28 protein-coding genes and 2 tRNA genes are annotated in these 25,218 nt (G+C 65.7%); 21 read left to right on the forward strand and 9 right to left on the reverse strand.

Annotated features, from left to right (window positions below; all coding sequences use genetic code 11):
* The first annotated feature begins 100 nt into the window (after window positions 1–100).
* Genes GL279_RS00450 through GL279_RS00475 form a run of 6 tightly spaced genes read left to right on the forward strand, consistent with a single transcriptional unit; the run spans window position 101 to window position 4,893 of the window.
* Window positions 101–1,126: a hypothetical protein gene (locus tag GL279_RS00450; protein WP_155062636.1), complete on the forward strand. Its 1,026-nt coding sequence runs from the start codon at window positions 101–103 to the stop codon at window positions 1,124–1,126.
* Window positions 1,126–1,476, forward strand: coding sequence for a hypothetical protein (locus tag GL279_RS00455; protein ID WP_155062637.1), 351 nt, complete (start codon window positions 1,126–1,128; stop codon window positions 1,474–1,476). Before GL279_RS00450 ends, GL279_RS00455 begins: the two co-directional genes overlap by 1 nt.
* Entirely contained in the window at window positions 1,473–3,725 is a 2,253-nt protein-coding gene (locus GL279_RS00460) for an SGNH/GDSL hydrolase family protein (protein WP_155062638.1), read from the forward strand. The genes GL279_RS00455 and GL279_RS00460 overlap by 4 nt, the downstream gene beginning before the upstream one ends.
* A 3-nt stretch (window positions 3,726–3,728) precedes the next feature.
* Window positions 3,729–4,016, forward strand: a complete 288-nt coding sequence (locus tag GL279_RS00465; RefSeq protein ID WP_155062639.1) for a hypothetical protein — start codon at window positions 3,729–3,731, stop codon at window positions 4,014–4,016.
* Window positions 4,013–4,672 (forward strand): lysozyme, encoded by a 660-nt coding sequence (locus GL279_RS00470; protein WP_155062640.1) that lies wholly within the window; start codon window positions 4,013–4,015, stop codon window positions 4,670–4,672. Before GL279_RS00465 ends, GL279_RS00470 begins: the two co-directional genes overlap by 4 nt.
* Complete coding sequence (locus GL279_RS00475; RefSeq protein ID WP_155062641.1) at window positions 4,672–4,893, forward strand: hypothetical protein; 222 nt, start codon at window positions 4,672–4,674, stop codon at window positions 4,891–4,893. Before GL279_RS00470 ends, GL279_RS00475 begins: the two co-directional genes overlap by 1 nt.
* A gap of 175 nt (window positions 4,894–5,068) precedes the next feature.
* Here GL279_RS00475 and GL279_RS00480 read toward each other — a convergent pair whose 3' ends face one another.
* From GL279_RS00480 to tyrS, 4 genes are all read right to left on the reverse strand, one after another.
* Window positions 5,069–5,419, reverse strand: coding sequence for a hypothetical protein (locus tag GL279_RS00480; RefSeq protein ID WP_155062642.1), 351 nt, complete (start codon window positions 5,417–5,419; stop codon window positions 5,069–5,071).
* Between the two features lie 17 nt (window positions 5,420–5,436).
* Window positions 5,437–5,853 carry a hypothetical protein gene (locus GL279_RS00485; protein ID WP_155062643.1) on the reverse strand — a complete coding sequence of 139 codons (417 nt, stop codon included), beginning with the start codon at window positions 5,851–5,853 and terminating at the stop codon, window positions 5,437–5,439.
* Between the two features lie 205 nt (window positions 5,854–6,058).
* Window positions 6,059–7,276 (reverse strand): MFS transporter, encoded by a 1,218-nt coding sequence (locus GL279_RS00490; protein ID WP_155062644.1) that lies wholly within the window; start codon window positions 7,274–7,276, stop codon window positions 6,059–6,061.
* Window positions 7,277–7,400: 124 nt separating this feature from the next.
* Window positions 7,401–8,639, reverse strand: a complete 1,239-nt coding sequence (gene tyrS, locus GL279_RS00495; protein ID WP_155062645.1) for a tyrosine--tRNA ligase — start codon at window positions 8,637–8,639, stop codon at window positions 7,401–7,403.
* Between the two features lie 58 nt (window positions 8,640–8,697).
* Between tyrS and GL279_RS00500 the strand changes: the two genes are divergently transcribed.
* The 10 genes from GL279_RS00500 to GL279_RS00545 all read left to right on the forward strand — a co-directional run bounded on the left by GL279_RS00500 (window position 8,698) and on the right by GL279_RS00545 (window position 15,003).
* Window positions 8,698–9,804 (forward strand): anhydro-N-acetylmuramic acid kinase, encoded by a 1,107-nt coding sequence (locus GL279_RS00500; RefSeq protein WP_155062646.1) that lies wholly within the window; start codon window positions 8,698–8,700, stop codon window positions 9,802–9,804.
* A gap of 100 nt (window positions 9,805–9,904) precedes the next feature.
* A complete protein-coding gene (locus tag GL279_RS00505; RefSeq protein WP_246175054.1) occupies window positions 9,905–10,672 on the forward strand; it encodes a PRC-barrel domain-containing protein in 768 nt (255 codons plus the stop codon).
* A 141-nt stretch (window positions 10,673–10,813) separates the two neighbouring features.
* Window positions 10,814–10,890 (forward strand) — tRNA-Asp (locus GL279_RS00510).
* 27 nt (window positions 10,891–10,917) lie between these two features.
* Window positions 10,918–10,994, forward strand: a tRNA-Asp gene (locus tag GL279_RS00515).
* A gap of 188 nt (window positions 10,995–11,182) precedes the next feature.
* A complete protein-coding gene (locus GL279_RS00520; protein WP_155062647.1) occupies window positions 11,183–11,653 on the forward strand; it encodes an SspB family protein in 471 nt (156 codons plus the stop codon).
* A gap of 64 nt (window positions 11,654–11,717) precedes the next feature.
* Complete coding sequence (locus GL279_RS00525) at window positions 11,718–12,272, forward strand: class I SAM-dependent methyltransferase (protein ID WP_155062648.1); 555 nt, start codon at window positions 11,718–11,720, stop codon at window positions 12,270–12,272.
* 85 nt (window positions 12,273–12,357) lie between these two features.
* Window positions 12,358–13,752: a class II fumarate hydratase gene (fumC, locus tag GL279_RS00530; protein ID WP_155062649.1), complete on the forward strand. Its 1,395-nt coding sequence runs from the start codon at window positions 12,358–12,360 to the stop codon at window positions 13,750–13,752.
* A 1-nt stretch (window position 13,753) separates the two neighbouring features.
* Window positions 13,754–13,960 carry a DUF4169 family protein gene (locus tag GL279_RS00535; RefSeq protein ID WP_343039675.1) on the forward strand — a complete coding sequence of 69 codons (207 nt, stop codon included), beginning with the start codon at window positions 13,754–13,756 and terminating at the stop codon, window positions 13,958–13,960.
* Complete coding sequence (locus GL279_RS00540) at window positions 13,953–14,192, forward strand: ribbon-helix-helix domain-containing protein (RefSeq protein WP_155062651.1); 240 nt, start codon at window positions 13,953–13,955, stop codon at window positions 14,190–14,192. The genes GL279_RS00535 and GL279_RS00540 overlap by 8 nt, the downstream gene beginning before the upstream one ends.
* A 67-nt stretch (window positions 14,193–14,259) precedes the next feature.
* A complete protein-coding gene (locus GL279_RS00545) occupies window positions 14,260–15,003 on the forward strand; it encodes a YebC/PmpR family DNA-binding transcriptional regulator (RefSeq protein WP_155062652.1) in 744 nt (247 codons plus the stop codon).
* Window positions 15,004–15,037: 34 nt separating this feature from the next.
* Here GL279_RS00545 and GL279_RS00550 read toward each other — a convergent pair whose 3' ends face one another.
* Window positions 15,038–15,877, reverse strand: coding sequence for a LysR family transcriptional regulator ArgP (locus tag GL279_RS00550; RefSeq protein WP_155062653.1), 840 nt, complete (start codon window positions 15,875–15,877; stop codon window positions 15,038–15,040).
* 82 nt (window positions 15,878–15,959) lie between these two features.
* Between GL279_RS00550 and GL279_RS00555 the strand changes: the two genes are divergently transcribed.
* On the forward strand, window positions 15,960–16,556 hold the full coding sequence (locus tag GL279_RS00555; RefSeq protein ID WP_155062654.1) for a LysE/ArgO family amino acid transporter: 597 nt from the start codon (window positions 15,960–15,962) through the stop codon (window positions 16,554–16,556).
* A 38-nt stretch (window positions 16,557–16,594) separates the two neighbouring features.
* Complete coding sequence (locus GL279_RS00560) at window positions 16,595–17,479, forward strand: DMT family transporter (protein ID WP_246175057.1); 885 nt, start codon at window positions 16,595–16,597, stop codon at window positions 17,477–17,479.
* Between the two features lie 31 nt (window positions 17,480–17,510).
* Here GL279_RS00560 and choV read toward each other — a convergent pair whose 3' ends face one another.
* The 3 genes from choV to GL279_RS00575 all read right to left on the reverse strand — a co-directional run bounded on the left by choV (window position 17,511) and on the right by GL279_RS00575 (window position 20,773).
* Entirely contained in the window at window positions 17,511–18,554 is a 1,044-nt protein-coding gene (gene choV, locus GL279_RS00565) for a choline ABC transporter ATP-binding protein (protein ID WP_155062655.1), read from the reverse strand.
* Entirely contained in the window at window positions 18,547–19,398 is an 852-nt protein-coding gene (gene choW, locus GL279_RS00570) for a choline ABC transporter permease subunit (protein ID WP_155062656.1), read from the reverse strand. Before choW ends, choV begins: the two co-directional genes overlap by 8 nt.
* A gap of 421 nt (window positions 19,399–19,819) precedes the next feature.
* Window positions 19,820–20,773: a choline ABC transporter substrate-binding protein gene (locus tag GL279_RS00575; protein WP_155062657.1), complete on the reverse strand. Its 954-nt coding sequence runs from the start codon at window positions 20,771–20,773 to the stop codon at window positions 19,820–19,822.
* Window positions 20,774–20,887: 114 nt separating this feature from the next.
* On the opposite strand from GL279_RS00575, the gene betI reads away from it, so the two are divergent.
* From betI to betA, 3 genes are all read left to right on the forward strand, one after another.
* The gene (gene betI, locus GL279_RS00580) at window positions 20,888–21,457 is read left to right on the forward strand and encodes a choline-binding transcriptional repressor BetI (protein WP_155062658.1); all 570 of its coding nucleotides are present in this window, start codon (window positions 20,888–20,890) and stop codon (window positions 21,455–21,457) included.
* A complete protein-coding gene (gene betB, locus GL279_RS00585; RefSeq protein WP_155062659.1) occupies window positions 21,454–22,911 on the forward strand; it encodes a betaine-aldehyde dehydrogenase in 1,458 nt (485 codons plus the stop codon). The genes betI and betB overlap by 4 nt, the downstream gene beginning before the upstream one ends.
* Window positions 22,912–22,992: 81 nt before the next feature.
* Window positions 22,993–24,639: a choline dehydrogenase gene (gene betA / locus GL279_RS00590; protein ID WP_155062660.1), complete on the forward strand. Its 1,647-nt coding sequence runs from the start codon at window positions 22,993–22,995 to the stop codon at window positions 24,637–24,639.
* On the opposite strand, the gene GL279_RS00595 is transcribed toward betA, so the two are convergent.
* Entirely contained in the window at window positions 24,636–25,163 is a 528-nt protein-coding gene (locus GL279_RS00595; protein ID WP_155062661.1) for a YceD family protein, read from the reverse strand. The two genes, betA and GL279_RS00595, sit on opposite strands and share 4 nt — an antisense overlap.
* Window positions 25,164–25,218: the final 55 nt, after the last annotated feature.

Here is a 25,218-nt window from a genome sequence, read left to right on the forward strand (position 1 = left end):
GAAGCCGCAACAACCCTAGGCGGCCCCGAAGCGATTCTTCCATCCAGAACAAACGAGAACGTGGCCCCGCTTCGGCGGGGCTTTTTGCATTGGAGCGACAATGGCAACCATCCTGAACCTGAACCAAAACCGAGCGGTGGACGTGAACGGCATCGCTGCGCCCGGCGCGCTGGCCTATTTCTACCGATCCGGCACGAACACGGCGAAGATCGTCTATTCCGATCCAGCCTGCACCACGCCGCACCCAACGCCGCTTGCTGCTGACGGCGCGGGGGTGTTCCCGCCGATCTACACCCCCGGAGATGGCAATATCCGCGTCCGGGTCACGACTGCCGCAGGCGCCGTTCTGGCGGGATATCCCATCGACCCGGTGCAGCTTGTCTCGACCGATAATGTCGGCGCCGCTGGCGTCTCGTTCCGCCCGACAGAGGCGGTCCCGGAAAAGACGGTCCAGAAGGCGATTGAGAGGGTGCAGGCGAATATCCTTGCCCCTCTGGCCGACTTTGGCCTTGGCGTCACCGGCAATGCCACCTTGCTCAGCAATATCGACAACATCGAAATCGCATCCGGCGTCTATCGCTACAACGGCGATACTTATGGCACATTCCCGACGGGGCTGGTGCCTGACGCCGGCGGCCTGATCCAGTTCTGGCGCGTCTCGACCAACGCGGCCCTGATGACGCTCTCAGCTGTTGGAAGTCGGAGGCAACACGTCCGGGTTTTGGCCGGCGGGGAGTGGGGCGCGTGGGCTTGGCTCATGCAGTCCAGCGACACCGCGACTGATGCGATATGGGCTGCGGGAACATCCGAGACGCCGGCCGTCCTGTCGCCGAAATCGCTCAAGGCCGCTAAGGGCGCCGATGATCGCGTCTGGTCGGTCGTCACCGCCGACCGGGCGCGGAACATCAACTACCAGAACACGACCGGCCGCACGATTCAGGTCATCATCCAGATGGGGGTGAACGTCTCTGGCGATATTCTATGCGGAGCATCATCCACGACCATGGCGACGATCTACAGCGTCGGTGATTGGGACGGGTGGCCGGTCACGTTCGACGTCCCTCCAGGTCATTATTACAGGATCACCTCGACGGCCGCGCCCGTCCGCTGGTCGGAGTTCCGCTGATGCAGCCCATCATTACCGTTCCTCCGCTCAACCTCTGGACGACCCAAGACGCGCGGCAGTCTTGGCGATACCTCGAAGCGGAATCCCCCGTCGATTTCACTCAGACGGTCGATGGCGCCGGATACACCGCCGAATTGCTGGTTCTGCGGGCGCGCACCGTCGAATACCGGGCGCGCTTGGAGCTGGATGCAGATGGCTTCCTGTCGGCGACGATTCCGGCGCAGGTCGGCCAGTCCATGCGGTCCTGCAAGCGCATCGACGCTGCATACCAGATCACCATTACCGCGCCGCTGCCCGACCTCAATGTCGTCTGGCAAGGGCCCGTCATTGTTCAGGAGATTGCAGCATGAGCTACATCAACAGGACCATCGTCGTGCAGTCCGACAGCCGGTATCTGACCCAGCGCGTCACCGCGATGATCGCTGGCTACGATCAGGCGATGGCGACCATCGGCGGCATTCAGCAGGCGGCGGATCGCGCCAATGCTGCAGCAGACCGGGCAGAGGATATCGCCGAATCTGTATCTGGGATGGTCCTCAGCTATGCCGACATGCAGGCGCTGCGGGACAGCACGAATGCGTTGACTTCGGGCACGACCGTGAGCGTGCGGACCAACGGGGCGTGGAAGGTGGCGCCGGCCGCCGCCACGGATACCCACTTCTCGCGCCTTGACGGGGTGAGGTTCTATGAGGCCGGCCCGATCTTCACGACCCGCGCGCGGATGGCGCAGGCTGTGGCGCGCGGCGATCTGGCCGAGGGCGACATTCGCCTGGTGCGCAACCGGCGGTATCAGGCGAACCCCATTGGTCCGGACGGCTTGCTGGCGCTGGACCTGGACTATTCCGGCCGCCTCGACATGCTGCAGTCGCGCATGGCGGACGGGCAGGGCATCACCGTCGCCTGCTATGGCGACAGCACGACCGACGGCAACGGCACCACCGACTGGACCGCGAACCCGACGAACACAGACGGCTCCGCTGTCGGCGGCGCGGCGCATACCCCACCCTTCGCTTGGCCTGCCGCGCTCCAGACGATCCTGCGCCGGATGTATCGCAACACCGGCATCACCATCTGGAACGCGGGTTACGGCGGCAGGGATGTTGTGACCGGCTGGGCACGGAGGAATTTCGCGCAGGCCATCATCAATAACCCGGCCTATGGCACGCCGAACATCCTGCTGATCAATTTCGGCCTGAACGACATGGTGCGCGAGACGTTCACCGTCGATCTGTTTTTCACCGAGCTGAGCTATCTGCTCAACCTCTGCGACTATTACGGCATCGTGCCGGTGCTGATGACCCCCGACCCGGTGCGGCAGAACACGCCGCGCCAGGGCGGCAGCATCGTCAAGTTGATCTCGGTGCTCCAGCGGGCCGCGCAGCTTTACGGCATCGAGATGATCGACACCCACACCGCGCTGCGCAAGGTGCTGGAAAGCTCGTCATCCAACGCGCTCTGGTCGTATCAACAGCCGGACGGGGTGCATTTCGGCGACCTCGGGCATCGGGTGAAAGCGAGCTACGTCGCGGCCCGGCTGTTCTCGAAAACGCTGTTTCCGGACAGCGGCGCGCCGGCCATCAACGTCGCGCCCTGGTCCCCGCACGCGAACACCGCCGACAAGACCTATTCGATGTTCGATCAGGCGAATAACCGCTTCGGTGTGTCGCTGAACATTGCTGCAGGCTCCTATGCGCCGGGCGATGTGCTGATGGAGGTCTGGACCTGGCAAGAGGAACCGGATCGGATTGCATGGTGGCGCAGCGTCGACGGCGACGGCTATTACCAGCCGCGCACCGTTGCCAACGCGCCGAGCATCGAGGTCGCCGACTATTTCAGCTCGGCGGTCAGCAATTTCACCAGCCCAACCTCGGCGCGCAGCCAAGGCGCAGGCGGGCGCCGGGGCTCCGAGGATGCGGCCTATCTGGCACAACTGCCGGTGGGCCTATCTTGTCTGCGCTTCATCGCCCCGGCCGACAACAACACCAACCCGGTGTTTCTCGGCTATTTCTCGATCCGCAAGCGGGTGACTGAATTGAGCAGCGCCCGGTTCGTCCCGGCCGGCAGCGGCTCTTATGTCGTCGATCCGGATGTGCATGAGCGCGGGGATTGCCTAGTGTCCTTCGGCATCGGGCGCACCGCCCATCTGTTCTGTGACGCGGTGATGCCGGATGGCGCGGGCGTCGGCCTGATCAGTGGCCGGGTGTTTCTCAGCACAGACGACACGACCCCCTCTCTGACCATACGTCGCCGCGCGCTGTTCCTGTGCCGGAATGGCGCCAATGCCGAGCTGCGGGACGTGGTCTATTCGACCGAGGGCGTGATCAGCAACACGCTGCTGGGGTCTGGCGCCTATGCCTGGTCTGGGTCGCAGAATGAGTTCCGCGTCGCCATGAGCGTGACAGGGGCCAACGAACAGCTGGTGCAGATCACCTCACTGGCCGCGCCGCTTGGGCCGATCATCACCGTGACCCGCGCTGCCACGGGCGAGCCGCTTCCAGCGGGCGGCCACCCCGGCGCGATCTTCAAGGATTACGGCGTCTCGGCCGCCGCCGGCATCGCCCGGCTAACAGTGTTCGATGTGGTCATGGGGCTGGCGTGAACCATGGCTGAAATCGACAAGCGCATCACACTCGGCAGCATGATCTCCACCGCCGCGTCGCTCGCCGGAATGGCGGTGATTTTCTTCACCGGCGTGTTCTGGATCGGGGCTCAGGACCAGCGCATCGCCGATCACGCCTCCCGCATCGAGGCGAACGCCACCAACATCGCCGCCCTGTCTGAACGGGTGCGGGCCATCGAAACCATCAGCGCCCGGCAGGACGAGCGGCTGCTCCTGATCCTCGACACCGTGCGGAAGATCGAGGCCAAGCTGGAAAGGACAGCGAAATGACGATCGCCAAAGAGACGCTGGACCACGTCAAACGCTGGGAGGGGCTGCGGCTGGAAGCATATCCCGATCCCGGCAGTAAGGACGGCAACCCGTGGACCATCGGCTACGGCCACACCTCGGACGCGTTCATGAAGGTCTACAAGGGCCAGAAGATCACCCAGGATCAGGCCGAGGCGGCGCTGGAATACGACCTTGGCGAGGCGGAAGCTATCGTCATGCGGCTGGTCAAGGTGCCGCTGTCGGACGGCCAGCGCGGTGCGCTCACCAGCTTCGTGTTCAACGTGGGTCAGGGCAATTTCTCGAAATCGACCCTGCTCAAGCGGCTAAACGCGGGCGATTATGACGCTGTGCCGGGCCAGCTGGCGAAGTGGGTCAAGAACGACGGCAAGACCATGCAGGGGCTGGTCAACCGCCGGGCGGCCGAGGCCGGCCTGTGGGCCAAGGGCAGCTTCGTGGCGTCTCGCACCGTCGAGGCTGCGCCGCCGTCGCCGCTGACCAAGCTGGCAACGCCCGAGGGGCTGACCGCCGCCGGCGGTCTGCTGGCGGGTCTGACCGGGACACTGCAAGGCTCGGGGCCGGTTTCCTATGCGCTGGCCGGGCTGGTGTTGATGGCCGGGGCCTATGTGCTGATCCGACTGATCAGGACGGGTGCGTGATGCTGGCCCGCATCCAAGCATGGCTCGCCGCCCTCGGCGTCGCGCTGGCAGCCGTCCTCGGGGCGTGGCTCCGGGGCCGGTCGCAGGGCAAGGCCGACGCTCAGGCGCGGCAGGACAAGGCATATCGCGAAACGCGGGGGAAGATCGATGCGGTGGAAGATCATGGCAAGCTGTCTGATGCTGATGTGCGTGAACGCCTGCGCAAACACGCAGGCCTCTGACGCGGCGATCTGCGACGGGACGCGCACGAGCCGGCAGGCGCTGGCCGCCGCGTTGGTCGAGGACGGCGGCGCGCAGAGCCAAAGGGCGGGGCTGCGGCTGCTGGATCAGATGGATGCTGGCTGCGGTTAACACGTCCCGCCGCTCATGTTCGCAGATCAGCGATCTGATGACACGTCAGCTCTGACGGCGAGCGCGGTGCTGGGCGAGGGCGTCAAAGAGCCGCGCATAGTCCCTGGCTCTGACGCTGTAGCATTTGCCGTCGGCGTCGTGGATCGCTACGGCGTGGGTGTCCAGCATCTCGGCCGCCCTCGCCATCTCGTCCGCGTGCCGGCGCTCGTCGGATAGGGCGGTCTCGGCGGCCACGCAAAGGTCAGCGTAATGGCGGGCATTATGAGAGGCCACGTCGCGCTGAGCTTTCAGCCGCTCCACCTCGGCGCGCAGGCGGGCTAGGTCATCTTGATCCTCTTGCAGCATCCTTGACAGCGTGTCGATGCGGCGCTGCATCTCGATCAGGTCGTCGCTCATGTCCTCTCCTTGGTGATCTAGGGGTGGGTGGGCTTCGGCCGCAACGAGCCGTCCCGCACGGCGCCGATGCGTGTGAGGTAATCGGGGTCCAGCGTGGACCAATCGAACGTGTCGATGAATTTGCCGCAATGAAAATCCTGGCGGGTGTAGGGCAGTCCAGGCGGCGGCGTATAGCTCGACCAGATCGCGCCTATCGACTGCATCACGTCTTTGCCAGATACGATCCCGGCCGCCGCGCACTGGCCAGACCAGCCCATATCGCTGCGCCAATGGTCGCACCCGGCACAGCACTGGCCATAGCGCCAATACTCGGTGTCGCAGGCTTCCTGGTATCGTCGGTCGAACTCGGCTCGGTCTCGGGCTTTCATCTCTGCAACCGATGCGAGGCGCCGCCTCTCGATCTCATCGGCGGAAAAGCGGGTGAACCGGCTCATACTGTCGTTCCTCCGTGGATGGGGTAGAACGGTTTCCAGAGTAGCCTGTAACGCATTGAATCTTGGTGATAGGCCCGCGCGACGGTTTCCAGAGCAAGGCCATGATATTTCGCAATGATGGCCCTTCTGTCGGGGTCACCAGTATTGCCCGATGGCCAGCTGTCTCGGGTGCTGGCCCGGCCTTGGCGCGCCGCCGCAGATGCCCTCAGACCGTTGCTCGGCGTGCGCCGGATCGGCCCAGCCCTGCGGCAAGCGCGATCATCGCCAGAACCGACAGCGCGGCTCCGGCCAGAAACGGTGCAGCCGATCCCAGCCCCTGCCACAGCCAGCCGGCCAGCGTGTTTCCGATCAGCACCACCAGCCCGGTCACCAGATTGAAGGTGCCAAAGGCGCTGCCCTTCAGGTGATCGGGCGTCGCCGCCGCGATCATCGCGCCCAGCAGCCCCTGCGAGAACCCCATGTGCAGCCCCCAAAGCACTGTGCCCAGCACATAGACCCAGATCGCCCCGGCATGGGCGAGGGTCAGATGCGCCGCGATCAGGAAACCAAGGCTGCACAGCAGCAGGCCCGAGCCGCCTATCCGGTCCGACAGCCGGCCCACCGGATAGGCCGTCAGCCCATAGGCGGCATGCATGATGACCAGTGCCAGCGGCACCCATGCCGGGGTGAATCCCGCCTCCAGCGCCTTGAGCAGCACGAAAGCCTCGCTGAAGCGGGCCAGCATGATGACCGAGGCCAGCCCGATCACCACCCAGACCGCCCGGTTCAGCCGCAGCGCATCGCGCAGGCGAAAGCCGCCGCGCCGCGCAGGGCGCAGCCCCTCGGGTTCATGCACGCAAAACACCAGCACGATCATGCACAGCAGGGCGGGCAGGACGGCGATCCAGAACACCGAACGGATATCGCCCGCCATCAGGATCATCGCGCCGACCGCGACCAGCGGCCCGACGAAACCGCCGACGGTATCCAGCGATTTGCGCAGGCCAAAGCTGGCACCCCGGATCTCGGGTGGGCTGACGGCGGCGACGATGGCGTCGCGCGGCGTGCCCCGGATGCCCTTGCCGACCCGGTCCAGCGCCTTGGCCAGCACGATCTGGTCCAGACTTGCCGCCCATGGAAAGATCAGCCGCGACAGCGCCCCCAGCCCATAGCCCAGCACCGCCAGCGGCTTGGCGCGGCGGCTGATGTCCGAGATGACGCCCGAAAGGAATTTCGTCACCGTGGCGATGGCGACCGACAGCCCCTCGATAAAGCCGATGGCCAAGGCCGAGGCGCCCAGCCCGCCGGCCAGATACAGCGGCAGCAGCGCATTGATCATCTCGGACGAGACATCCATCAGCAGGCTGACGAACCCAAGCATCCAGACGGTGACGGGAATGGCGGGCCGGGCGGCGGCCGGCACTTCTGGGGTCGGCTGTGTCATGACGGTCCCGATAAGGCTGCCCGGCGGCACTACCCGGGCCTGGCGCGGCGCTTGACGGCAGCCTTTGCGCCGCCAGCCCGATCGCGAAAGACAGGGGCCGGAGCTTTCGCCCCGGCCCCTGTGCTTATCCCAGCTGCACCATGCGGTGCTTTTTCTTGCCGACCGAGACCTTCAGCCCGTCTCCGATCAGGCCGGCGTCCACGGTCAGTTGCGGATCGCTGACCGGCTCGTTGTTCAGGCGCAGCCCGCCCTCGGCGATGAGGCGCTTGGCCTCTTTGCCGGATGACGCAATGCCGGTCTGGGCCAACAGCTGCACCACGGAAACGGGCAGGGCGTCCGCGCCAACGGTCACGACCTCCAGATCGCCGCCGGCACCGCCCTGTTCAAAGACTTCGCGGGCGGTGGCCTCGGCGCTGGCGGCGGCATCTGCGCCGTGCAGAAGGCTTGTCACCTCATTGGCCAAAATCACCTTGGCGGCGTTGATCTCGGACCCCGACAGCGCGCCAAGGCGCTCGCATTCCGCGACCGGCAGCTCGGTGTAAAGCTTCAGGAAGCGGCCGACATCGGCATCGGTCGTATTGCGCCAGAACTGCCAGAATTCGTAGGGCGACAGCATCGCGCCGTTCAGCCAGACCGCGCCGCCTGCCGATTTGCCCATCTTGCGCCCGTCGCTGGTGGTCAGCAAAGGCGAGGTCAGGCCAAAGATCTCGTGGTCCAGCACGCGCCGGGTCAGGTCGATGCCGTTGATGATATTGCCCCATTGATCCGAGCCGCCCATCTGCAGCTTGCAGTCATAGCGGCGGTTCAGCTCAAGGAAATCATAAGCCTGCAAGATCATGTAGTTGAACTCGAGAAAGCTCAACGATTGTTCCCGGTCCAGCCGCGACTTCACCGATTCAAACGACAGCATCCGGTTGACGCTGAAATGCCGCCCGATGTCGCGCAGGAAATCCAGATAGTTCAGATCGTTCAACCACTCGGCATTGTTCAGCATCATCGCCTTGCCGTCGCCGTAATCGAGGTAACGGGCAAAGACCTGCTGCATGCCGTCGATATTGGCCTGAATGGCGTCGGGGGTCAGCAGCGGGCGCTCCTCGCTGCGGAAGCTGGGATCGCCCACCTTGGTGGTGCCGCCGCCCATCAGGGTGATCGGCTTGTTGCCGGTTTTCTGGAACCAGCGCAGCATCATGATGTTCAGCAGATGCCCGACATGCAGCGAGGCCGCCGTCGCGTCATAGCCGATATAGGCCGTCACCGATCCGTCGATCAGCGCCTCATCCAGCGATTGCAGGTCGGTGCAATCCGCCAGATAGCCGCGTTCGATCATCACATGCAGGAATTCGGATTTGGCACGGTATGTCATGGGCTGTTCCTTTCGAATGGCGGCGGTATACCGTTTGGACGGAAAAAGGGAAAGCGTGATGATCCGGGCTTTGGGCATGATGTCGGGCACCTCGCTGGACGGGGTGGATGCGGCGATGATCGAAACCGATGGCACGCGCATCGCAGGCTTTGGCCGCAGCGCCTATCGCGCCTATTCCGGCAATGAATCGGGCCTGCTGCATGGCGCCTTGGGGCAATGGCCGGGCGGGCCGGATGTGGCCGAGGCGGCGGCGCTGTCGATTGCAGCCCATGCCGATCTGGCCGAGACTTTCCCCGAGGCCGAACTGGTCGGCTATCACGGCCAGACGCTGGCGCATGATCCCGCGGGCCGGGGCACGCATCAGGCCGGCGATGGCGCGGCTTTGGCGCGTAGGCTTGATCGCCCGGTGGTCTGGGATTTCCGCAGCGAGGACGTGCGCCGGGGCGGTGAGGGCGCGCCGCTGGCGCCGTTCTTTCACTGGGCCTGTGCGCAATGGGCGATGGGGCAGGGGCTGTTGCCGCCGGGGCCGGTGGGGTTTTTGAACCTTGGCGGCGTCGGCAATCTGACCGTGGTCGATCCGGCCGCGCCCGCGCCCGAGGCGCCGGGGGCCTGTATCGCCTTCGATACCGGCCCGGCCAATGCGCCGCTGAACGATCTGATGCGGGCGCGCTTCGGGCGGGTGCGGGACGAGGGCGGCGCGCTGGCGCTGTCGGGCCAGCCGGATCAGGCGGTCGTCGCCCGTTTTCTGACCCATCCGCATTTCGCCCGGCCGCTGCCGAAATCGCTGGACCGCGACGCCTTTGCCGGCTGGCTGGATGTCGCGCATCTGGCCGATGCCGATGCGGCGGCCACGCTGACCCATGCGGTGGCGGCGGCGGTGGCGGCGGGCATCGCGCTGGTGCCTGCGCCGCCCGCGCAGGTTCTGGTCTGCGGCGGCGGGCGTCACAATGCGGCGATGATGGCGGCGCTGGCGGCGCGGCTGTCCTGCGCGGTGGCCCCGGTCGAGGTCGCCGGGCTCGATGGCGATATGCTGGAGGCGCAGGCCTTTGGCTGGCTGGCGGTCAGGGTGCTGCGCGGCCTGCCGACCTCGGGGCCGGGGACGACGGGGGCGCCGGATCCTGTCTGCGGTGGCCGCATCAGCCATCCACGCAGCGGCGGAATGTGATCGGCCAATCCGCCCCGGCGGGGGAACGATGCCACGTTTGCCGGCGTTGAGGCGGGATCGACGGCTGCGGCCGTCTCTCTAAACGACAAGCGGAGTTGCCATGTCCATGAAACCTCTCGTTATTGCCGCGACCGCACTGGCCCTGATCTCTCCGGCCTATGCCCAGACGGCAACGCAGCCCGACGCGAATGCGGCGGCCGAGAGCGCCGCCACCGCAGCCAAGCAGGCGGCGGATCAGGCGCGGGGCGCGGCCGAAACCGCAGCCGATCAGGCCGGGGCAGCAGCCGCACAGGCCGCCGACGAAGCCGCCGCCGCTGCCGATAATGCGGCCGATGCGGCGGCCGCCGCCGTCGACAATGCCGCCGCTGCCGCCTCGGACATGGGGGAGAAGGCTGCCGATGACGCGGCCGCTGCCGCCGACAGCGCCGAAGCCGCAGCCGCTGCGGCCGCCGACTCGGCGGTGGCTGCCGCGACCGAGGCGCCGGTGGTGGCCCCCGACGTGAACGCCCCGGCGATTTCCGAGGCCGATCCGGGGCAGCTCGGCTCGTGGATCACCAGCCGCCGGATCTGGACCACCAACCAGCCCTCCTCGACCGAATGGGTCGATCCCGCGCTGGAGGAACGCCCTGTCGAATGGCAGGACATCGCCAAGGTGAATGACGTGGTGCTGGACGATTCGGGCACGCAAGTCGTGGGCTACATCGCCGATATCGGCGGTTTTCTGGGCATCGGCGCCAAGAAGGTGCTGCTGGGCGTCGATGCGATCCATCTGGTGACGGTGGGCAATGACACGTTCTTTGCCACCAACTACACCAAGCAAGAGCTGCAGGCTTTGCCGGATTTCGACGAAAAAACCGTGCGGAAATAACTGGTTCCGCCGGTTGAAACGGCAAGGGGCGCCCGGTTGCGGCGCCCCTTTTGCGTTTTTCTGAATATCGGCCTTGACGGCGCCGGCCCCCATGCGTAAACCCCACCGCACTCCGGAGGGTGATCCGGGGAAATGGTTTGCGCGGTTGTAGCTCAGTTGGTTAGAGTACCGGCCTGTCACGCCGGGGGTCGCGGGTTCGAGCCCCGTCAACCGCGCCATCATTTCCAGAAATCACCAAGAAAAGCGCGGTTGTAGCTCAGTTGGTTAGAGTACCGGCCTGTCACGCCGGGGGTCGCGGGTTCGAGCCCCGTCAACCGCGCCATTTTCCTTTCTTCGAAACATCGTTTCCTGCCGTCCCGGCGCGCGTTTTCGCGCAGCCGAAACGGGCGATTCACGCAGGCACACAGCCGATCCGCGCGGGCGCGCGCGCATCTGGACGCCGGCGGCGCTTGGGGCTTTTCATCGTGTGACAAAGCCCTATGCTGGCCCTCGAAAAGAAGGGGGACGCCGATGGCGCGCGGAATCGATTACGGCGGGTTGATGAGCCGGGCTCTGCAGGGACTGATCGCCGAAGTCTTGCAGGCGGTGGCCGTCGAGGGTCTGCCGGGCGAGCATCATTTCTTTATCACCTTCGATACCCGCGATCCCGACGTGCAGATGGCCGACTGGCTGCGTGAGCGTTATCCCGAGGAAATGACCATTGTCATCCAGCATTGGTTCGACAATCTGGAAGTCACCCGCGAAGGCTTTGGCATTACGCTGAATTTCGGCGATTCGCCCGAGCCTTTGTATATTCCCTTCGACGCCCTGCGCACCTTCGTCGATCCTTCGGTCGAATTCGGCCTGCGCTTTGAAAACCATCCCGACGACGAGGATGAGGACGAAGAGGACGAGGATCTGGCCGACGAGATCGAGACCGCCGTCGAAGAACCGCCCAAGGGCGGGGCCGAGGTGGTCAGCTTGGACAAGTGGCGCAAGTAAAGACGTCATATCCCTGTCATCGGCACGCAATAGGGCGGTCTTCGGCAACAAGCTGGAGGCCGCCTTGTCCGATCTGTCGCTGTTTCTGGGTCAGTTTCTGCGCCGACCCTCGGAAATCCGGGCCATTGCGCCCACCGGCCGCGCCACGGCGCGCGAAATGGCGCGGCTGGTCACGCCGCAGATGGCCGCAGTGGCCGAGATCGGTGCCGGCACCGGCACCATCACCCAGGCCATTCTGGCCCATGGCCTGCCGCCCGAACGGCTGGAGCTTTACGAGCTGAACGCCGCCTTCTGCGGCCGGCTGCGCGAGCGGTTCCCGGGCACGCGGGTTCATAACCTGCCGGCGCAAGAGATGGTCAATGTCGGGCGCGGCGATCTGGATGCGGTGATCTCGGGCGTGCCGACCCTGCCGATGCCGGATGAATTGCAGGCGGCCATCGTCGGCGCGGCGCTGTCGATGATGAAACCCGGCGCGCCTTTCGTGCAGATCACCTATGGCCCCGTGGCACCCCTGTCCGAGACGGTGCGGGCGCGTTTTAGACTGGTTCACGAGAAAAGCCGCCGGATCTGGGCCAATCTGCCGCCGGCGCGGGTCTATGTGTTCCGCCAGCCGGCGTGAGCGGTAACTGCATACTTTCGCATACTAATTGCGAAACCGACGGGCAGGGGCTAAAAGCCATGGCGAAACCGTGAGGGATGATACGATGACCACGACCCGCACCGAAACCGACAGCTTTGGCCCGCTTGAGGTTCCTTCCGATAAATACTGGGGCGCGCAGACGCAGCGCTCGATCATCAACTTCCCCATCGGCTGGGAAAAACAGCCGGTGCCGATCATTCGCGCGCTGGGCATCATCAAGCAGGCGGCGGCGCAGGTGAACATGGCCACCGGCAAGCTGGACCCCAAGCTGGGCAATGCGATGGTTCAGGCCGCGCAGGAAGTGGCTGCGGGCAAGTTCGACGACAACTTCCCGCTGGTCGTCTGGCAGACCGGCTCGGGCACGCAGTCGAACATGAACGCCAACGAGGTGATCTCGAACCGCGCGATCGAGATTCTGGGCGGCGAAAAGGGCAGCAAGAAGCCCGTGCACCCCAATGACCATGTCAACATGGGCCAGTCCTCGAACGATACCTTCCCGACCGCCATGCACGTGGCGATCGGGATGCATGCCCGCGACGTGCTGATCCCCGGTCTGGAAAAGCTGCACAAGGCGCTGGTCGCCAAGTCCGAGGAATTCAAGGACATCATCAAGATCGGTCGCACCCACACGCAGGATGCGACGCCCCTGACCCTGGGTCAGGAATTCGGCGGCTACGCCCATCAGGTCGCCAAGGGCATCGAGCGCGTCAAGCTGGCGCTGGGTGATATCTATGAACTGGCCCAGGGCGGCACCGCTGTCGGCACCGGGCTGAACACCAAGAAGGGCTGGGACGTGGCGATTGCGGCGGAAATCGCAAAGATCACCGATCTGCCTTTCGTCACCGCGCCGAACAAGTTCGAGGCGCTGGCCGCGCATGACGCGATGGTGTTCTTCTCGGGCGCGCTGAAGACGGTGGCGGCGAGCCTGTTCAAGATCGCCAACGACATGCGGCTGCTGGGGTCCGGCCCGCGCTCGGGTCTGGGTGAGCTGATCCTGCCGGAAAACGAGCCCGGTTCCTCGATCATGCCGGGCAAGGTCAACCCGACCCAGGCCGAGGCGCTGACCATGGTTTGCGCCCATGTCATGGGCAATGACGCGGCGGTGACATTCGCCGGCTCGCAGGGCCATTTCGAGCTGAACGTCTATAATCCGATGATGTCCTACAACGTGCTGCAATCCATGCAGCTCTTGGGCGATGCGGCGGGTTCGTTCACCGACAACATGGTCGTCGGCACGCAGGCCAACATTCCGCGCATCGACAAGCTGATGAAAGAATCGCTGATGCTGGTGACCGCGCTGGCGCCGACCATCGGCTATGACAACGCCACCAAGGTCGCCAAGACCGCGCACAAGAACGGCACCACCCTGCGCGAAGAGGCGATCAATCTGGGTCTGGTCGATGGCGAGACCTTTGATCGGGTCGTCCGCCCCGAACAGATGGTCGGTCCCGAGGATTGATGTGACCGGCAAGGGTCCCAGCAATATTGTGAACCTGCGGGTGGCGCGTAAAAGCGCCGCCCGTGACGCCGCCCGCAAGCAGGGTGACGAGAACGCCGCGAAATTCGGCCGCAGCAAGGCGCAGAAGCAGGCCGAAGCTGACGACAAGGCCCGTGCCGCCCGGCATCTGGACCAGCACCGGCACGAGGATGACGCGCCCGATGCCTGATCTGCCCGCCATGTCACCGCCGGTCAAACGCTCGGTGACCATCGGCGGCCATCGCACCTCGGTCAGCCTTGAGGATGCGTTCTGGCGCGAATTGCGCGGCATCGCCCGCGACAACGGGCAGACCGTCGCCATGCTGATTTCCGCCATCGACAGCAAGCGCCCGCCCGAGGTGGGCCTGGCCACCGCGCTGCGGCTTTACGTGCTGGCCGAGGTGGGCCGGCATCAGGGCTAGACTTGCGATTTCGCGCCGCGCCGCCTAAAAGCGCCTGCGATAATCCATATGAACACCGGGACACACCATGGCAGGCCATAGCAAATGGGCCAATATCCAGCATCGCAAGGGCAAGCAGGACAAGCTGCGCTCGAAGCTGTTTTCGAAGCTGGCCAAAGAAATCACCGTCGCCGCCAAGATGGGCGATCCTGACCCCGAGAAGAACCCGCGCCTGCGTCTGGCGGTCAAGGAAGCCAAGTCGAGCTCGGTCCCCAAGGACGTGATCGACCGCGCCATCAAGAAATCGCAAGGTGGCGATGCCGAGAACTATGACGAGATCCGTTACGAAGGCTATGGCCCGAACGGCATCGCGATCATCGTCGAGGCGATGACCGACAACCGCAACCGCACTGCGTCGAACGTGCGTTCGTATTTCACCAAATACGGCGGCGATATGGGGCAGACCGGCTCGGTCAGCTTCATGTTCGACCGCAAGGGCGAGATCATGTATCCCGCCAGCGTGGGCGATGCCGACACGGTGATGATGGCCGCGCTGGAAGCCGGGGCCGAGGACGTCGAGAGCGACGAGGAAGGTCACTGGATCTATACCACCGACACCGATCTGGCCGAGGTCTCGACCGCGCTTGAGGGGGCGCTGGGCGAATCCGAATCCGCCAAGCTGATCTGGAAGCCGCAGGCCCCGACCGAAATCGATCTGGAGACCGCGCAAAAGCTGATGAAGCTGCTGGATGCCCTGGAAGAAGATGACGACGTGCAGAACGTCACCGGCAACTTCGACATTCCCGAGGATGTCGCGGCCCAACTGGAGTGACGCCTCCGGCGGGGGTATTTGGAAAACGGTGAAATCAGGGTCGCAGTTCTGCTGCGGCCCTTTTTCGTATCGCGGCGGTCAGGGGGGCGAGCGCCGGTTTCAGGGCGCGCTGGATGTGCCAGTAAAGCGGGACGTCAAGGGGCAGGGGCGAGAGCGGGGCGAGGCCGGGGCGGATCATCGCCTCGGGGATCATGCCCCAGCCAAGGCCAAGCGCCACGGCCTGTGCGAAGGCCTCGGAGGCGGGGATGCGGTGGCCGGAGAGGTGCAGGCGGCGGCCGGTCAGCGCCTCGGCCCAGCGGCTTTGGGCGGCGTCCTTCTGGTTGAAGATGACTGCCGGTGCGGCGCGCAGGGCAGCCTCGGTCGGGCCATCGGGGAAATGCCGGGCGATGAAGGCGGGCGTCGCCATGGCGAGATAGCGCATCCTGCCAAGCGCGATCACGTCGCAGCCGGGGACCGCTTGCGGCTCCGCGCTGATCGCGGCTGAAACCTGGCCCTGACGCAGCCAGTCGCGGGAATGATCCTGATCGTCCAGCACGAGGTCATAGATCAGGTCGAGCGCACCGAGCACCGGCAAGAACCACGTCGCGAGGCTGTCGGCATTGACCGCAAGGCGCAGCAGCGTCGGGCGGTCCTGCGGGGCAAGCTGGCGTTCCAGAAGCCGCACCTGATCGAGATGCTGCACCAGCCGCAGCGCCTTGTCGGTGCCGCGCGCCGGGGGGCCGCGATGGATCAGCACCTCGCCCATGCGTTCCTCGAGCGTCTTGATGCGCTGTGAGATGGCCGAGGGCGTCACGCCGAGGCTGCTGGCTGCGGCCTCGAAGGAGCCGAGGCGCAGGATCTCGGACAGGGCGGCGAGGGCGGGGTAGTCGAGCATCAGGAAAGCTTAATCTGGTTCAGGATTATGAATTTGTCTGATCCGCGGCGCTACGGCAAGAGAGGTGGAGAAGGAGATCCTGATGAATGCCTATCTTGCCGGTCTGGCCGCGTCCCTGTCCCTGATCGTCGCCATTGGCGCGCAGAACGCCTTTGTCCTGAAACAAGGGCTGATGCGACGGCATGTGCTGGCGACCTGTGCGTTCTGCGCGGTCTCGGATGCGGTGCTGATCAGCGCGGGTGTGCTGGGCGCGGGTGCCATCGCCGCGCAGGCGCCGGGGTTTCTGGCGGCGATGCGCTGGGGCGGGGCGGCGTTCCTGCTGATCTATGGCGCGCGGGCCTTTGCTGCCGCCTGGCGCGGCTCGGCGGCGCTGCGGGCGGGCGAGGGGGCGGCGGGGCTTTGGGCCACTTTGGCGGTTCTGGCGGCGCTGACATGGCTGAACCCGCATGTCTGGCTGGATACGGTGGTGCTGCTGGGCGCGATTTCGGCGCGCTGGGAGGACAAGGGCGGCTTCATCGCCGGGGCAGTCACCGCCTCGATCCTGTTCTTCTTTGCGCTGGGTTATGGCGCGCGCTGGTTGTCGCCGCTGTTCGCCCGTCCGGTGGCGTGGCGGGTGCTCGATCTGCTGGTGGGATTGGTGATGTGGTCCATCGCTCTGGGGCTGATGGTGCACGGCTGAGCTTGCGCCGGCGCGCGGCGCGGGGCAGGACTGGGCGTATGAGCATATCCCCACAGACCCGGCAGGACCTGATCGGCATCGGCTGGATGCTGACCGCCGGCCTGTCCTTTGTCGGCGTCAATGGCACGGTGCGCTGGCTGGGTCAGGCGCTGCCCGCGCCCGAGGCCGCCTTTCTGCGCTTTGCCATCGGGCTGGTGTTTCTGCTGCCGGTGCTGGCTCCGGCGCTGCGGCGCGGTTTTCCGGCGCCGGTCTGGCAGCTGTTCCTGCTGCGCGGGGCGCTGCATGTGGTCGCGGTGATCCTGTGGTTCTATGCCATGGCACGCATCACCGTGGCTGAGGTCACCGCCATCGGCTTTCTGAACCCGATCGTGGTCACCGTCGGCGCGACGCTGTTGCTGGGCGAGCGGATCTCGTGGCGGCGGGGAATGGCGATTGCGGTGGCGCTGGCCGGGGCGCTGGTCGTGCTGCGGCCGGGGCTGCGGGTGCTGGAGCCGGGGCATCTGGCGCAGCTGGGCGCCTCGGTCGCATTCGGATCGTCCTATCTGGTGGCCAAGCGGCTGGCGGGGCTGGTGCCTGCCTCGGTCGTGGTGGCGATGATGTCGCTGGTGGTGACGCTGGGGCTGGCGCCGATCGCGGCGCTGGACTGGGTGCCGCCCAGCCTGCTGCAATGTGTGGTGCTGTCGGCGACGGCGCTGTTCGCCACCGCCGGGCATTACGCGATGACGCGGGCCTTTGTCGCCGCGCCTTTGACGGTGACGCAGCCGGTGGTGTTCTTGCAGCTGATCTGGGCCAGCCTGCTGGGGGCGCTGGTCTTTGCCGAGCCGGTGGACCCTTGGGTCATTCTGGGCGGCGGGGTGATGATCGGCGCGATCTGCTACATCACATGGCGCGAGGCCGTGCAGCGCCGCGCGCAGGCAACCTGACACGCCCCGCGCCGGGCGGGGCGTGCGAACATCACATCTCGGCCGCGCCGCCCGAACGGGCGCCGGGGGCGACCAGCCGGGTCAGGATGCCCTGCTGGGTGATGCGGCCGCCGCCGATCAGCGCCAGCGATTCCGCGCCGGTTTCGGTCATCTTGCGCATGACCTCGCGGATCGGCGTGTCGCGGCCGACCGGCTCGCCGAAGGACTCGCCGGGCTCGGCCATGTCCTCGGCGGTCAGCACGCCCAGCGGGTTCATATGGGCGACGAAATCCTCGACATAGGCATCGACCGGGTTGGCGATGATCTCGCGCGCGGTGCCGACCTGCACGATACGGCCGCCCTCCATCAGGGCAATGCGGTTGCCGATGCGGAAGGCCTCGTCGAGGTCGTGGCTGACAAAGACGATGCTGCGCTGGAAGCGTTGCTGCAATTCCAGCAGCTCGTCCTGCAGCCGGGTGCGGATCAGCGGGTCCAGCGCCGAGAAGGGCTCGTCCATCAGCAGGATCGGCGCCTCGGTGGCAAAGGCGCGGGCCAGACCCACGCGCTGCTGCATCCCGCCTGACAGATCGCCCACCTTGCGGTCGGCCCATTCGGTCAGGTTCACCGTGGCCAGCTGCCCATCGACGCGCTTGGCGCGTTCTGCCGCAGGCACCCCGGCCAGCTCCAGCCCGAGGCCCACGTTTTCGCGCACCGTGCGCCAGGGCAGCAGGCCGAATTGCTGAAACACCATGGCGATGCGTTCGCGGCGCAGGCGGCGCAGCTCGGCGCCGCGCGCCTTGCTGACCGAGGCCATGCGGTCGCCGTCCCAGACCCGCACCTCGCCGCGACAGACCGAGTTCAGCCCGTTGACCGCGCGCAGCAGCGTGGACTTGCCCGAGCCCGAAAGGCCCATCAGCACAAGGATCTCGCCCTCTTTGACGTTCAGCGAGCAATTGTGCACGCCCAGCACTTGCCCGGTTTCGGCCTTGATCGGGCCACGCGCCAGACCTTGATCCATCAGCGGCAGGGCGGCCTCGGGGCTTTCGCCAAAGACGATGTTCACATTGTCGAATTCGACGGCATTGCGTTCAGTCATTGTGTTTCCCCACGCGCAGCATCCGGTCCAGCATGATGGCGACGATCACGATGATGAAGCCGCTTTCGAAGCCCAAAGCGGTGTTCACGCTGTTCAGCGCCCGCACCACCGGCACGCCCAGACCCGAGGCGCCAACCAGCGCCGCGATCACCACCATCGACAGCGACAGCATGATGGTCTGGTTCAGGCCGGCCATGATCTGCGGCGCAGCCGAGGGCAGCTCGACCTTCCACAGCAGTTGGCGGGGCGTGGCGCCAAAGGCGGTGGCGGCCTCGACCAGCGATTGCGGCGTGGACGAGATGCCCAGATGCGTCAGCCGGATTGGCGCCGGCAGCACGAAGATCACCGTGGCGATCAGGCCGGGCACCATGCCGATGCCAAAGAACACGATGGCCGGGATCAGATAGACAAAGGTCGGCAGCGTCTGCATCAAGTCCAGCACCGGGCGCATCCATGCGTAAAGCCGGGGACGGTGGGCGCAGGCGATGCCGATCGGCACGCCGATGGCCATGCAGACGACGCAGGCCGACAGCACCAGCGTCAGCGACTGCATCATCTCGTCCCAATAGCCCTGGTTCAGCACGAACAGGAAACCCAGCGCGATCAGCAGGCAGGTCTTCCAATTGCGTTGCAGCGCCCAGGTCAGCACCACCATCAGCAGGGTAAAGATCAGCGGATGCGGGAAATCAAGGACGGCAAGGATGCCATTGATCAGCCCGTCAAGGGCCTTGGATATGGCATTGAAGATGAACGCGGCATGGGCGTTCAACCAGTCGAAGATCGCCTTGGCGGTCTTGCCGACCGGGATCTTCGTATCGGTTATTAGCGCGGTAAGTTGGTCCATGCGTCCTTTGCTACCGTTCTGGCGGGCACTGAGGCGGCCCGGGTTGCTCTGAATGGCGGAGTCGTCAGTCCGTCAGTGCACTGGGGAACAGTGTCGCCGCCTTTGCGGGCTGTTCCCAGAAGAAATCATGCATAGGGCCCGCTGGCCCGGCAAAACCGTCCCCGGGTGGGGCGGCAGGGCGCGGGGCGGGGCTGAGTCGATGGCCGCCCGTGACGGGCTGCGGCCGGAATGGGCTGGCCATGGGGCACGTGGCAGGGGGGCTTGCCGGGCTTCACATGGCAGGTTCGTTGCCCGCCTGCGGTCGCGGCCGCGCGGCGGGAGGGGGCCCGGCCGTCCTGCCGGACAGCGGGCCGGGGAGCGGCCGATGCCGCTCCCGCCGAAATCGCCTGGCCGGGCTTTTGCCCGCCGCACAGGCAAGCGATCATTCCGCCAGAGCCTTGTCCAGCGCCGCGACAGCATCGCCGCCGTCAAAGGTGGTCACACCCGCGAGCCAGGGCTTGGCCGCATCGGGATTGGCCTTCAGCCATTCCTTGGCCGCGGTCGCGCCGTCCTCGCCGTCGTTCAGGATCTTGCCCATGACCTCGTTTTCCATCTGCAGGGTGAATTCGAGGTTGGACAGGAACTTGCCGACGTTCGGGCATTCCTTGGCATAGCCGGCGCGGATGTTGGTATCGACGCGGGCACCGCCGAAGTCGGGGCCAAAGACGTCGTCGCCACCCGACAGATAGGTCATCTTGAACTGGGTGTTCATCGGATGCGGCTCCCAGCCCAGAAAGACCACCGGCTTGTCCGAACTGTCGGCGCGGGCGACCTGCGCCAGCATGCCCTGTTCGCTGCTTTCGACGATCTCGAAGGTGCCGAGGTCGAACTTGTTGTCAGCGACCATCTCCAGCAGCAGGCGGTTGCCGTCATTGCCCGGCTCGATGCCGTAGATCTTGCCGTCCAGATCGGCCTTGTGTGCGGCGATCTTGGAGAAATCGTCGATGCCCAGTTTCGCGCCGGCCTCGTTGGTGGCCAGCGTGTATTTCGCGCCGGTCAGGTTGGTGCGCAGCGTCTCGACGGTGCCGCTGTCCTGATAGGGCTTCAGGTCGTTCAGCTGGCTGGGCATCCAGTTGCCAAGGAACACGTCCACGTCATTCTTGGCCATGGCGGTATAGGTCACCGGCAGGGACAGGATCTTGGTCTCGGTCTTGTAACCCAGCGCCTGCAGCACGGTCGATGCCAGCGCGGTGGTCGAGGTGATATCGGTCCAACCGACATCCGAGAACACGACCTCGCGGCAAGAGGCCGGTTCCTCGGCCCATGCCGCGCCGGTTGCCGTCAGACCAAGCGATAGTCCGAGGGCAAGCGATGCGGCAGTGCGGCGAAATGTCATCTTGAGCTCCCTGTTTTTGAACTGTGCCGATTAAGGCGTTTCTTGATTGACGAGTCAATCAAAATGCGGCTAGCTCGGGTGATCGCAGGCCCCCTCATAGAATAGGAACCCGAAATGCCTAAGCTTGGTGCAGAGCCTATCCGAAAGGCGGCTCTGATCAACGCTACGATTGCGACAGTCGGGCGGAAGGGCTCGCTCGACGTCACCGTTGCGCAAATCGCGCGCGAAGCTGGCATGTCCACGGCTCTGGCCCATCATTACTTCGGCTCCAAGGAGCGAATCTTTCTTGCTGCGATGCGGCATATCCTGAGTCAGTATCGCGAAACCACCCTTGCCGCGCTGGGCAGCAGCGATTCGCCCCGAGGCCGGCTTTACGCCATCGTCCACGCCAGCTTTGGCGGGGCGAACTTTGAACGCGAGACCATCGCAGCCTGGCTGAATTTCTATGCCCTTGCGCTGGTCGACCCCGAGGCGGCCCGGCTTTTGCGGATCTATCACCGCCGCCTGCGCTCGAATCTGGTGGCCGCGCTGCGGCCACTGACCGGCCTTGATGCCACGAATATCGCCCGAACGCTTGGGGCCCTGATCGACGGGGTCTATCTGCGCGCGGCGCTGTCTGACGAAATCGACGGGGTCGAGGCCGAGCGCCTGATCCTGGCCTATCTGGAGAAAGTGTTGCCATGACCGTTCTAGCCGCCCCCGATGCGCAACCGAAGGCCAGCCTTTACATCAACGGTGTCGCGGTCGAAGGCCAGGGCGCCGAGCTGGCCGTGCATTACCCCTATACCGGCGAGGTGATCGCCAGCCTGCGCGAGGCCTCGACCGCGCAGGTGGCCGAGGCGACCGCCGCCGCCGCCGCCGCGCAACCGGCATGGGCCGCGCTGCGCCCGATCGAGCGTGGCCGGGTGCTGATCCGCGCCGCCCAGATCATCCGCGAGCGTGCCGAGGAACTGGCGCTTCTGGAAACCATGGACACTGGCAAGCCGATTCAGGAAACCCGCGTTGCCGACTGGCCCTCGGGCGCGGATGCGCTGGAATATTTCGGCGGGCTGGCCGCCACCGTGACCGGGCAGATGATCCCGCTGGGTGGCGATTTCGTCTATACGATCCGCGAGGCGCTGGGCGTCTGCGCCGGCATCGGCGCATGGAACTATCCCAGCCAGATCGCCTGCTGGAAGGCGGCGCCGGCGCTGGTCATGGGCAATGCCATGGTCTTCAAGCCCAGCGAGGAAACGCCTCTGGGGGTGCTGAAACTGGCCGAGATCCTGACCGAGGCCGGTCTGCCTGCCGGCATCTTCAACGTCGTGCAGGGGCGCGGCGCGGTGGGCGCGGCGCTGGTCACCGATCCGCTGGTCGCCAAGGTTTCGCTGACCGGCTCGGTCGCGACCGGGCAAAAGGTCTATGCGGCCGCTGCCGAGGGCATGCGCCATGTCACCATGGAGCTGGGCGGCAAGTCGCCGCTGGTGATCTTTGACGACGCGAGTCTGGAAGACGCGGTCGGCGCGGCGATTCTGGCGAATTTCTATTCCTCGGGGCAGATCTGCTCGAACGGGACGCGGGTGTTCGTGCAAGAGGGCATTCTGCCGGCCTTTCTTGAACGGCTGTCGCAGCGGCTGGAAAGCGTGAAGATCGGCGATCCGCTGGATGAGGACACTCAGCACGGCCCCATCGTCAGCCCGGTTCAGGCCGGCAAGATCCGTGCGGCCATCGCCAAGGGCGAGGCCGAGGGCGCGCGGCTGGTCTGCGGCGGGCAGGGCGAGGGCGCCTTTGTGCCGCCGACCGTATTCGCCGATGCCGGCGACGAGATGTTCATCGTGCGCGAAGAGATCTTTGGCCCGGTCATGTCGGTCCTGTCCTTCGCCGACGAGGCCGAGGTGGTGGCGCGGGCCAATGCCTCGCCCTATGGGCTGGCGGCGGGGGTGTTCACCCGCGATCTGGCGCGCGGCCACCGTATGGCTGCGGCGTTGCAGGCGGGCACGACCTGGATCAATGCCTATAACCTGACCCCGGTCGAGGCGCCCTTCGGCGGGGTGAAGCTGTCGGGTTTCGGGCGCGAGAACTCGGCCGCAGCCATCGAGCATTATTCGCAGCTGAAATCGGTCTATGTCGCGACGGGAGGCGTCGATGCGCCCTATTGATCGGCCTCGGGCCGGCGGCAAGCTCGGCATGGGTATTTGGAAAATGGTGAAACACGCGGCTTCGGGTCAGGGAGATCGGGCATGATCCCGGATTACGTGATCGTGGGCGCCGGCTCGGCCGGCTGCGCGCTGGCCTATCGGCTGGTGATGGCCGGCAAGCGCGTCGATATCATCGAATATGGCGGCAGCGATGTCGGGCCGTTCATCCAGATGCCGGCGGCGCTGAGCTATCCGATGAACATGCGCCGCTATGACTGGGGGTTTTCCTCGGAGCCCGAGGCGCATCTGGGCGGACGGCGGCTGGTGACGCCGCGCGGCAAGGTCGTGGGCGGGTCGTCCTCGATCAATGGCATGGTGTTCGTGCGCGGCCATGCCAAGGATTACGACCATTGGGCCGAAAGCGGCGCGCAGGGCTGGGCCTATGCCGATGTGCTGCCCTATTTCAAGCGCATGGAGACCTCGCATGGCGCGGTAAGCGCCTATCGCGGCACCGAGGGGCCGCTGCATGTGACCCGGGGCTCGCGCAAGAATCCTCTGTTCAACGCCTTCATCCGCGCCGGCAACGAGGCCGGCTATGCGATGACCGACGATTACAACGGTGCCCGCCAGGAAGGCTTCGGCGCCATGGAGGCGACGATCTGGGAGGGCCGGCGCTGGTCGGCGGCCAATGCCTATCTGCGCCCGGCGCAAGAGACCGGCCGGCTGCGTCTGCGGCGCGGGCTGGCGCAGCGCGTGGTGTTCGAAGATGGCCGCGCGGTGGGCGTCGAGGTCCGGAATACCCGAGGCGTCAATGTGTTCCGCGCGAAACATGAGGTGATCCTGTCGGCGAGTTCGATCAATACGCCCAAGCTTCTGATGCTGTCCGGCATCGGGCCGGCGGATCACTTGCGCGAACATGGCATCGAGGTCAGGGCCGACCGGCCGGGCGTGGGGTCGAACCTGCAGGATCACCTTGAGATCTATATGCAATATACCGCGACCCAGCCGATCACGCTTTACAAGCACTGGAACCTGTGGGGCAAGGGCTCGATCGGGGCGCAATGGATGGCGACGGGGACCGGGCTTGGCGCCTCGAACCAGTTCGAGAGCTGCGGCTTCATCCGCTCGCAGCCGGGGGTTGAATATCCCGACATCCAGTATCACTTCCTGCCGCTGGCGGTGCGCTATGACGGCAAGGCCGCGGCCGAGGGCCATGGCTTTCAGGTCCATGTCGGGCCGATGCGGTCGAAATCGCGCGGCACGGTGCGGCTGAAATCGAGCGATCCCAAACAGGCGCCCGAGATCCGCTTCAACTACATGTCGCATCCCGACGACTGGGCCGAGTTCCGCGCCTGCGTGCGGCTGACGCGCGAGATATTCGAGCAGTCGGCCTTTGCCGAATACAAGGGCTACGAGATCCAGCCCGGCGCGGGCGTTCAGTCCGATGCCGAGATCGACGCCTTTATCCGCGAACATGCCGAATCGGCCTTTCACCCCTGCGGCACCGCCCGCGTCGGGCGGTCGGATGACGAGATGGCGGTGGTCGATCCCGAACTGCGGGTGATCGGCGTCGAGGGGCTGCGCGTGGCCGACAGCTCGATCTTTCCGCGCGTCACCAATGGCAACCTGAACGCGCCCTCGATCATGACCGGCGAAAAGGCCGCCGATCACGTGCTGGGGCAGGGGATGCTGGCGCCGCTGAACCTTGGCCCCGAGATGGATCCCGACTGGCGCGAGCGTCAGCGCTAGTTCGGATCGCGTTGCTTGAGCAGATCCGCAAGCCCGGCAAAGGGCTTGCGGCCCTCTTCCTCGAAGGGGGTGTCGTCGCTGCTGTCCAGCGCCGCGCCCTCGGCCCGCGGATAAAGCGGCAGGGCAAGGGTCAGCGTCTCGATCATGATCGCCTCGATGTCGATGACGGCGCCCAAGGGCTCCAGATCCTCGTCGCCCATCTCGGCCTCATCAGCCTCGGGGGCGGTCGCATGCGGAGAAAAGACGCGATGCACCTCTTCGTCGAGGCTGGTCTTGACCGGGGCCAGCGTCACCACGCAGGGCTGGCTGATCTTGGCCTGCATCCGGCCGACCACTTCCCATGCCTCGCTGGGGGCGGGGCGGATCTCGCCCTGAAAGCGCAGGGCGGGCAGGGACAGCAGGCCCAGTTCGGCCGCGATGGCCGCGCGGGCCTCGGCATCGGGGGCAAGCGCGAAGGCCGTCGGCTGGCGCGGGTTCAGCTGGGCCACGCGATAGCGGCTCTGGGTGCGTGGGTTTTGCGACATCGGCTTGCCTTTCCGGGGAAACTTCCCGTTACTGGGATATTCTTGAGCGCGGGGC

Source organism: Paracoccus limosus, assembly GCF_009711185.1.
Lineage (GTDB): Bacteria > Pseudomonadota > Alphaproteobacteria > Rhodobacterales > Rhodobacteraceae > Paracoccus > Paracoccus limosus.

Bases quoted from the DNA above. Each gene is read 5' to 3' on its own strand.
- GL279_RS00450 (WP_155062636.1), top strand. From the start codon at position 101: ATGGCAACCATCCTGAACCTGAACCAAAACCGAGCGGTGGACGTGAAC.
- GL279_RS00455 (WP_155062637.1), top strand. From the start codon at position 1,126: ATGCAGCCCATCATTACCGTTCCTCCGCTCAACCTCTGGACGACCCAA.
- GL279_RS00460 (WP_155062638.1), top strand. From the start codon at position 1,473: ATGAGCTACATCAACAGGACCATCGTCGTGCAGTCCGACAGCCGGTAT.
- GL279_RS00465 (WP_155062639.1), top strand. From the start codon at position 3,729: ATGGCTGAAATCGACAAGCGCATCACACTCGGCAGCATGATCTCCACC.
- GL279_RS00470 (WP_155062640.1), top strand. From the start codon at position 4,013: ATGACGATCGCCAAAGAGACGCTGGACCACGTCAAACGCTGGGAGGGG.
- GL279_RS00475 (WP_155062641.1), top strand. From the start codon at position 4,672: ATGCTGGCCCGCATCCAAGCATGGCTCGCCGCCCTCGGCGTCGCGCTG.
- GL279_RS00480 (WP_155062642.1), bottom strand. From the start codon at position 5,419: ATGAGCGACGACCTGATCGAGATGCAGCGCCGCATCGACACGCTGTCA.
- GL279_RS00485 (WP_155062643.1), bottom strand. From the start codon at position 5,853: ATGAGCCGGTTCACCCGCTTTTCCGCCGATGAGATCGAGAGGCGGCGC.
- GL279_RS00490 (WP_155062644.1), bottom strand. From the start codon at position 7,276: ATGACACAGCCGACCCCAGAAGTGCCGGCCGCCGCCCGGCCCGCCATT.
- tyrS (WP_155062645.1), bottom strand. From the start codon at position 8,639: ATGACATACCGTGCCAAATCCGAATTCCTGCATGTGATGATCGAACGC.
- GL279_RS00500 (WP_155062646.1), top strand. From the start codon at position 8,698: ATGATCCGGGCTTTGGGCATGATGTCGGGCACCTCGCTGGACGGGGTG.
- GL279_RS00505 (WP_246175054.1), top strand. From the start codon at position 9,905: ATGTCCATGAAACCTCTCGTTATTGCCGCGACCGCACTGGCCCTGATC.
- GL279_RS00520 (WP_155062647.1), top strand. From the start codon at position 11,183: ATGGCGCGCGGAATCGATTACGGCGGGTTGATGAGCCGGGCTCTGCAG.
- fumC (WP_155062649.1), top strand. From the start codon at position 12,358: ATGACCACGACCCGCACCGAAACCGACAGCTTTGGCCCGCTTGAGGTT.
- GL279_RS00540 (WP_155062651.1), top strand. From the start codon at position 13,953: ATGCCTGATCTGCCCGCCATGTCACCGCCGGTCAAACGCTCGGTGACC.
- GL279_RS00545 (WP_155062652.1), top strand. From the start codon at position 14,260: ATGGCAGGCCATAGCAAATGGGCCAATATCCAGCATCGCAAGGGCAAG.
- GL279_RS00550 (WP_155062653.1), bottom strand. From the start codon at position 15,877: ATGCTCGACTACCCCGCCCTCGCCGCCCTGTCCGAGATCCTGCGCCTC.
- GL279_RS00555 (WP_155062654.1), top strand. From the start codon at position 15,960: ATGAATGCCTATCTTGCCGGTCTGGCCGCGTCCCTGTCCCTGATCGTC.
- GL279_RS00560 (WP_246175057.1), top strand. From the start codon at position 16,595: ATGAGCATATCCCCACAGACCCGGCAGGACCTGATCGGCATCGGCTGG.
- choV (WP_155062655.1), bottom strand. From the start codon at position 18,554: ATGACTGAACGCAATGCCGTCGAATTCGACAATGTGAACATCGTCTTT.
- choW (WP_155062656.1), bottom strand. From the start codon at position 19,398: ATGGACCAACTTACCGCGCTAATAACCGATACGAAGATCCCGGTCGGC.
- GL279_RS00575 (WP_155062657.1), bottom strand. From the start codon at position 20,773: ATGACATTTCGCCGCACTGCCGCATCGCTTGCCCTCGGACTATCGCTT.
- betI (WP_155062658.1), top strand. From the start codon at position 20,888: ATGCCTAAGCTTGGTGCAGAGCCTATCCGAAAGGCGGCTCTGATCAAC.
- betB (WP_155062659.1), top strand. From the start codon at position 21,454: ATGACCGTTCTAGCCGCCCCCGATGCGCAACCGAAGGCCAGCCTTTAC.
- betA (WP_155062660.1), top strand. From the start codon at position 22,993: ATGATCCCGGATTACGTGATCGTGGGCGCCGGCTCGGCCGGCTGCGCG.
- GL279_RS00595 (WP_155062661.1), bottom strand. From the start codon at position 25,163: ATGTCGCAAAACCCACGCACCCAGAGCCGCTATCGCGTGGCCCAGCTG.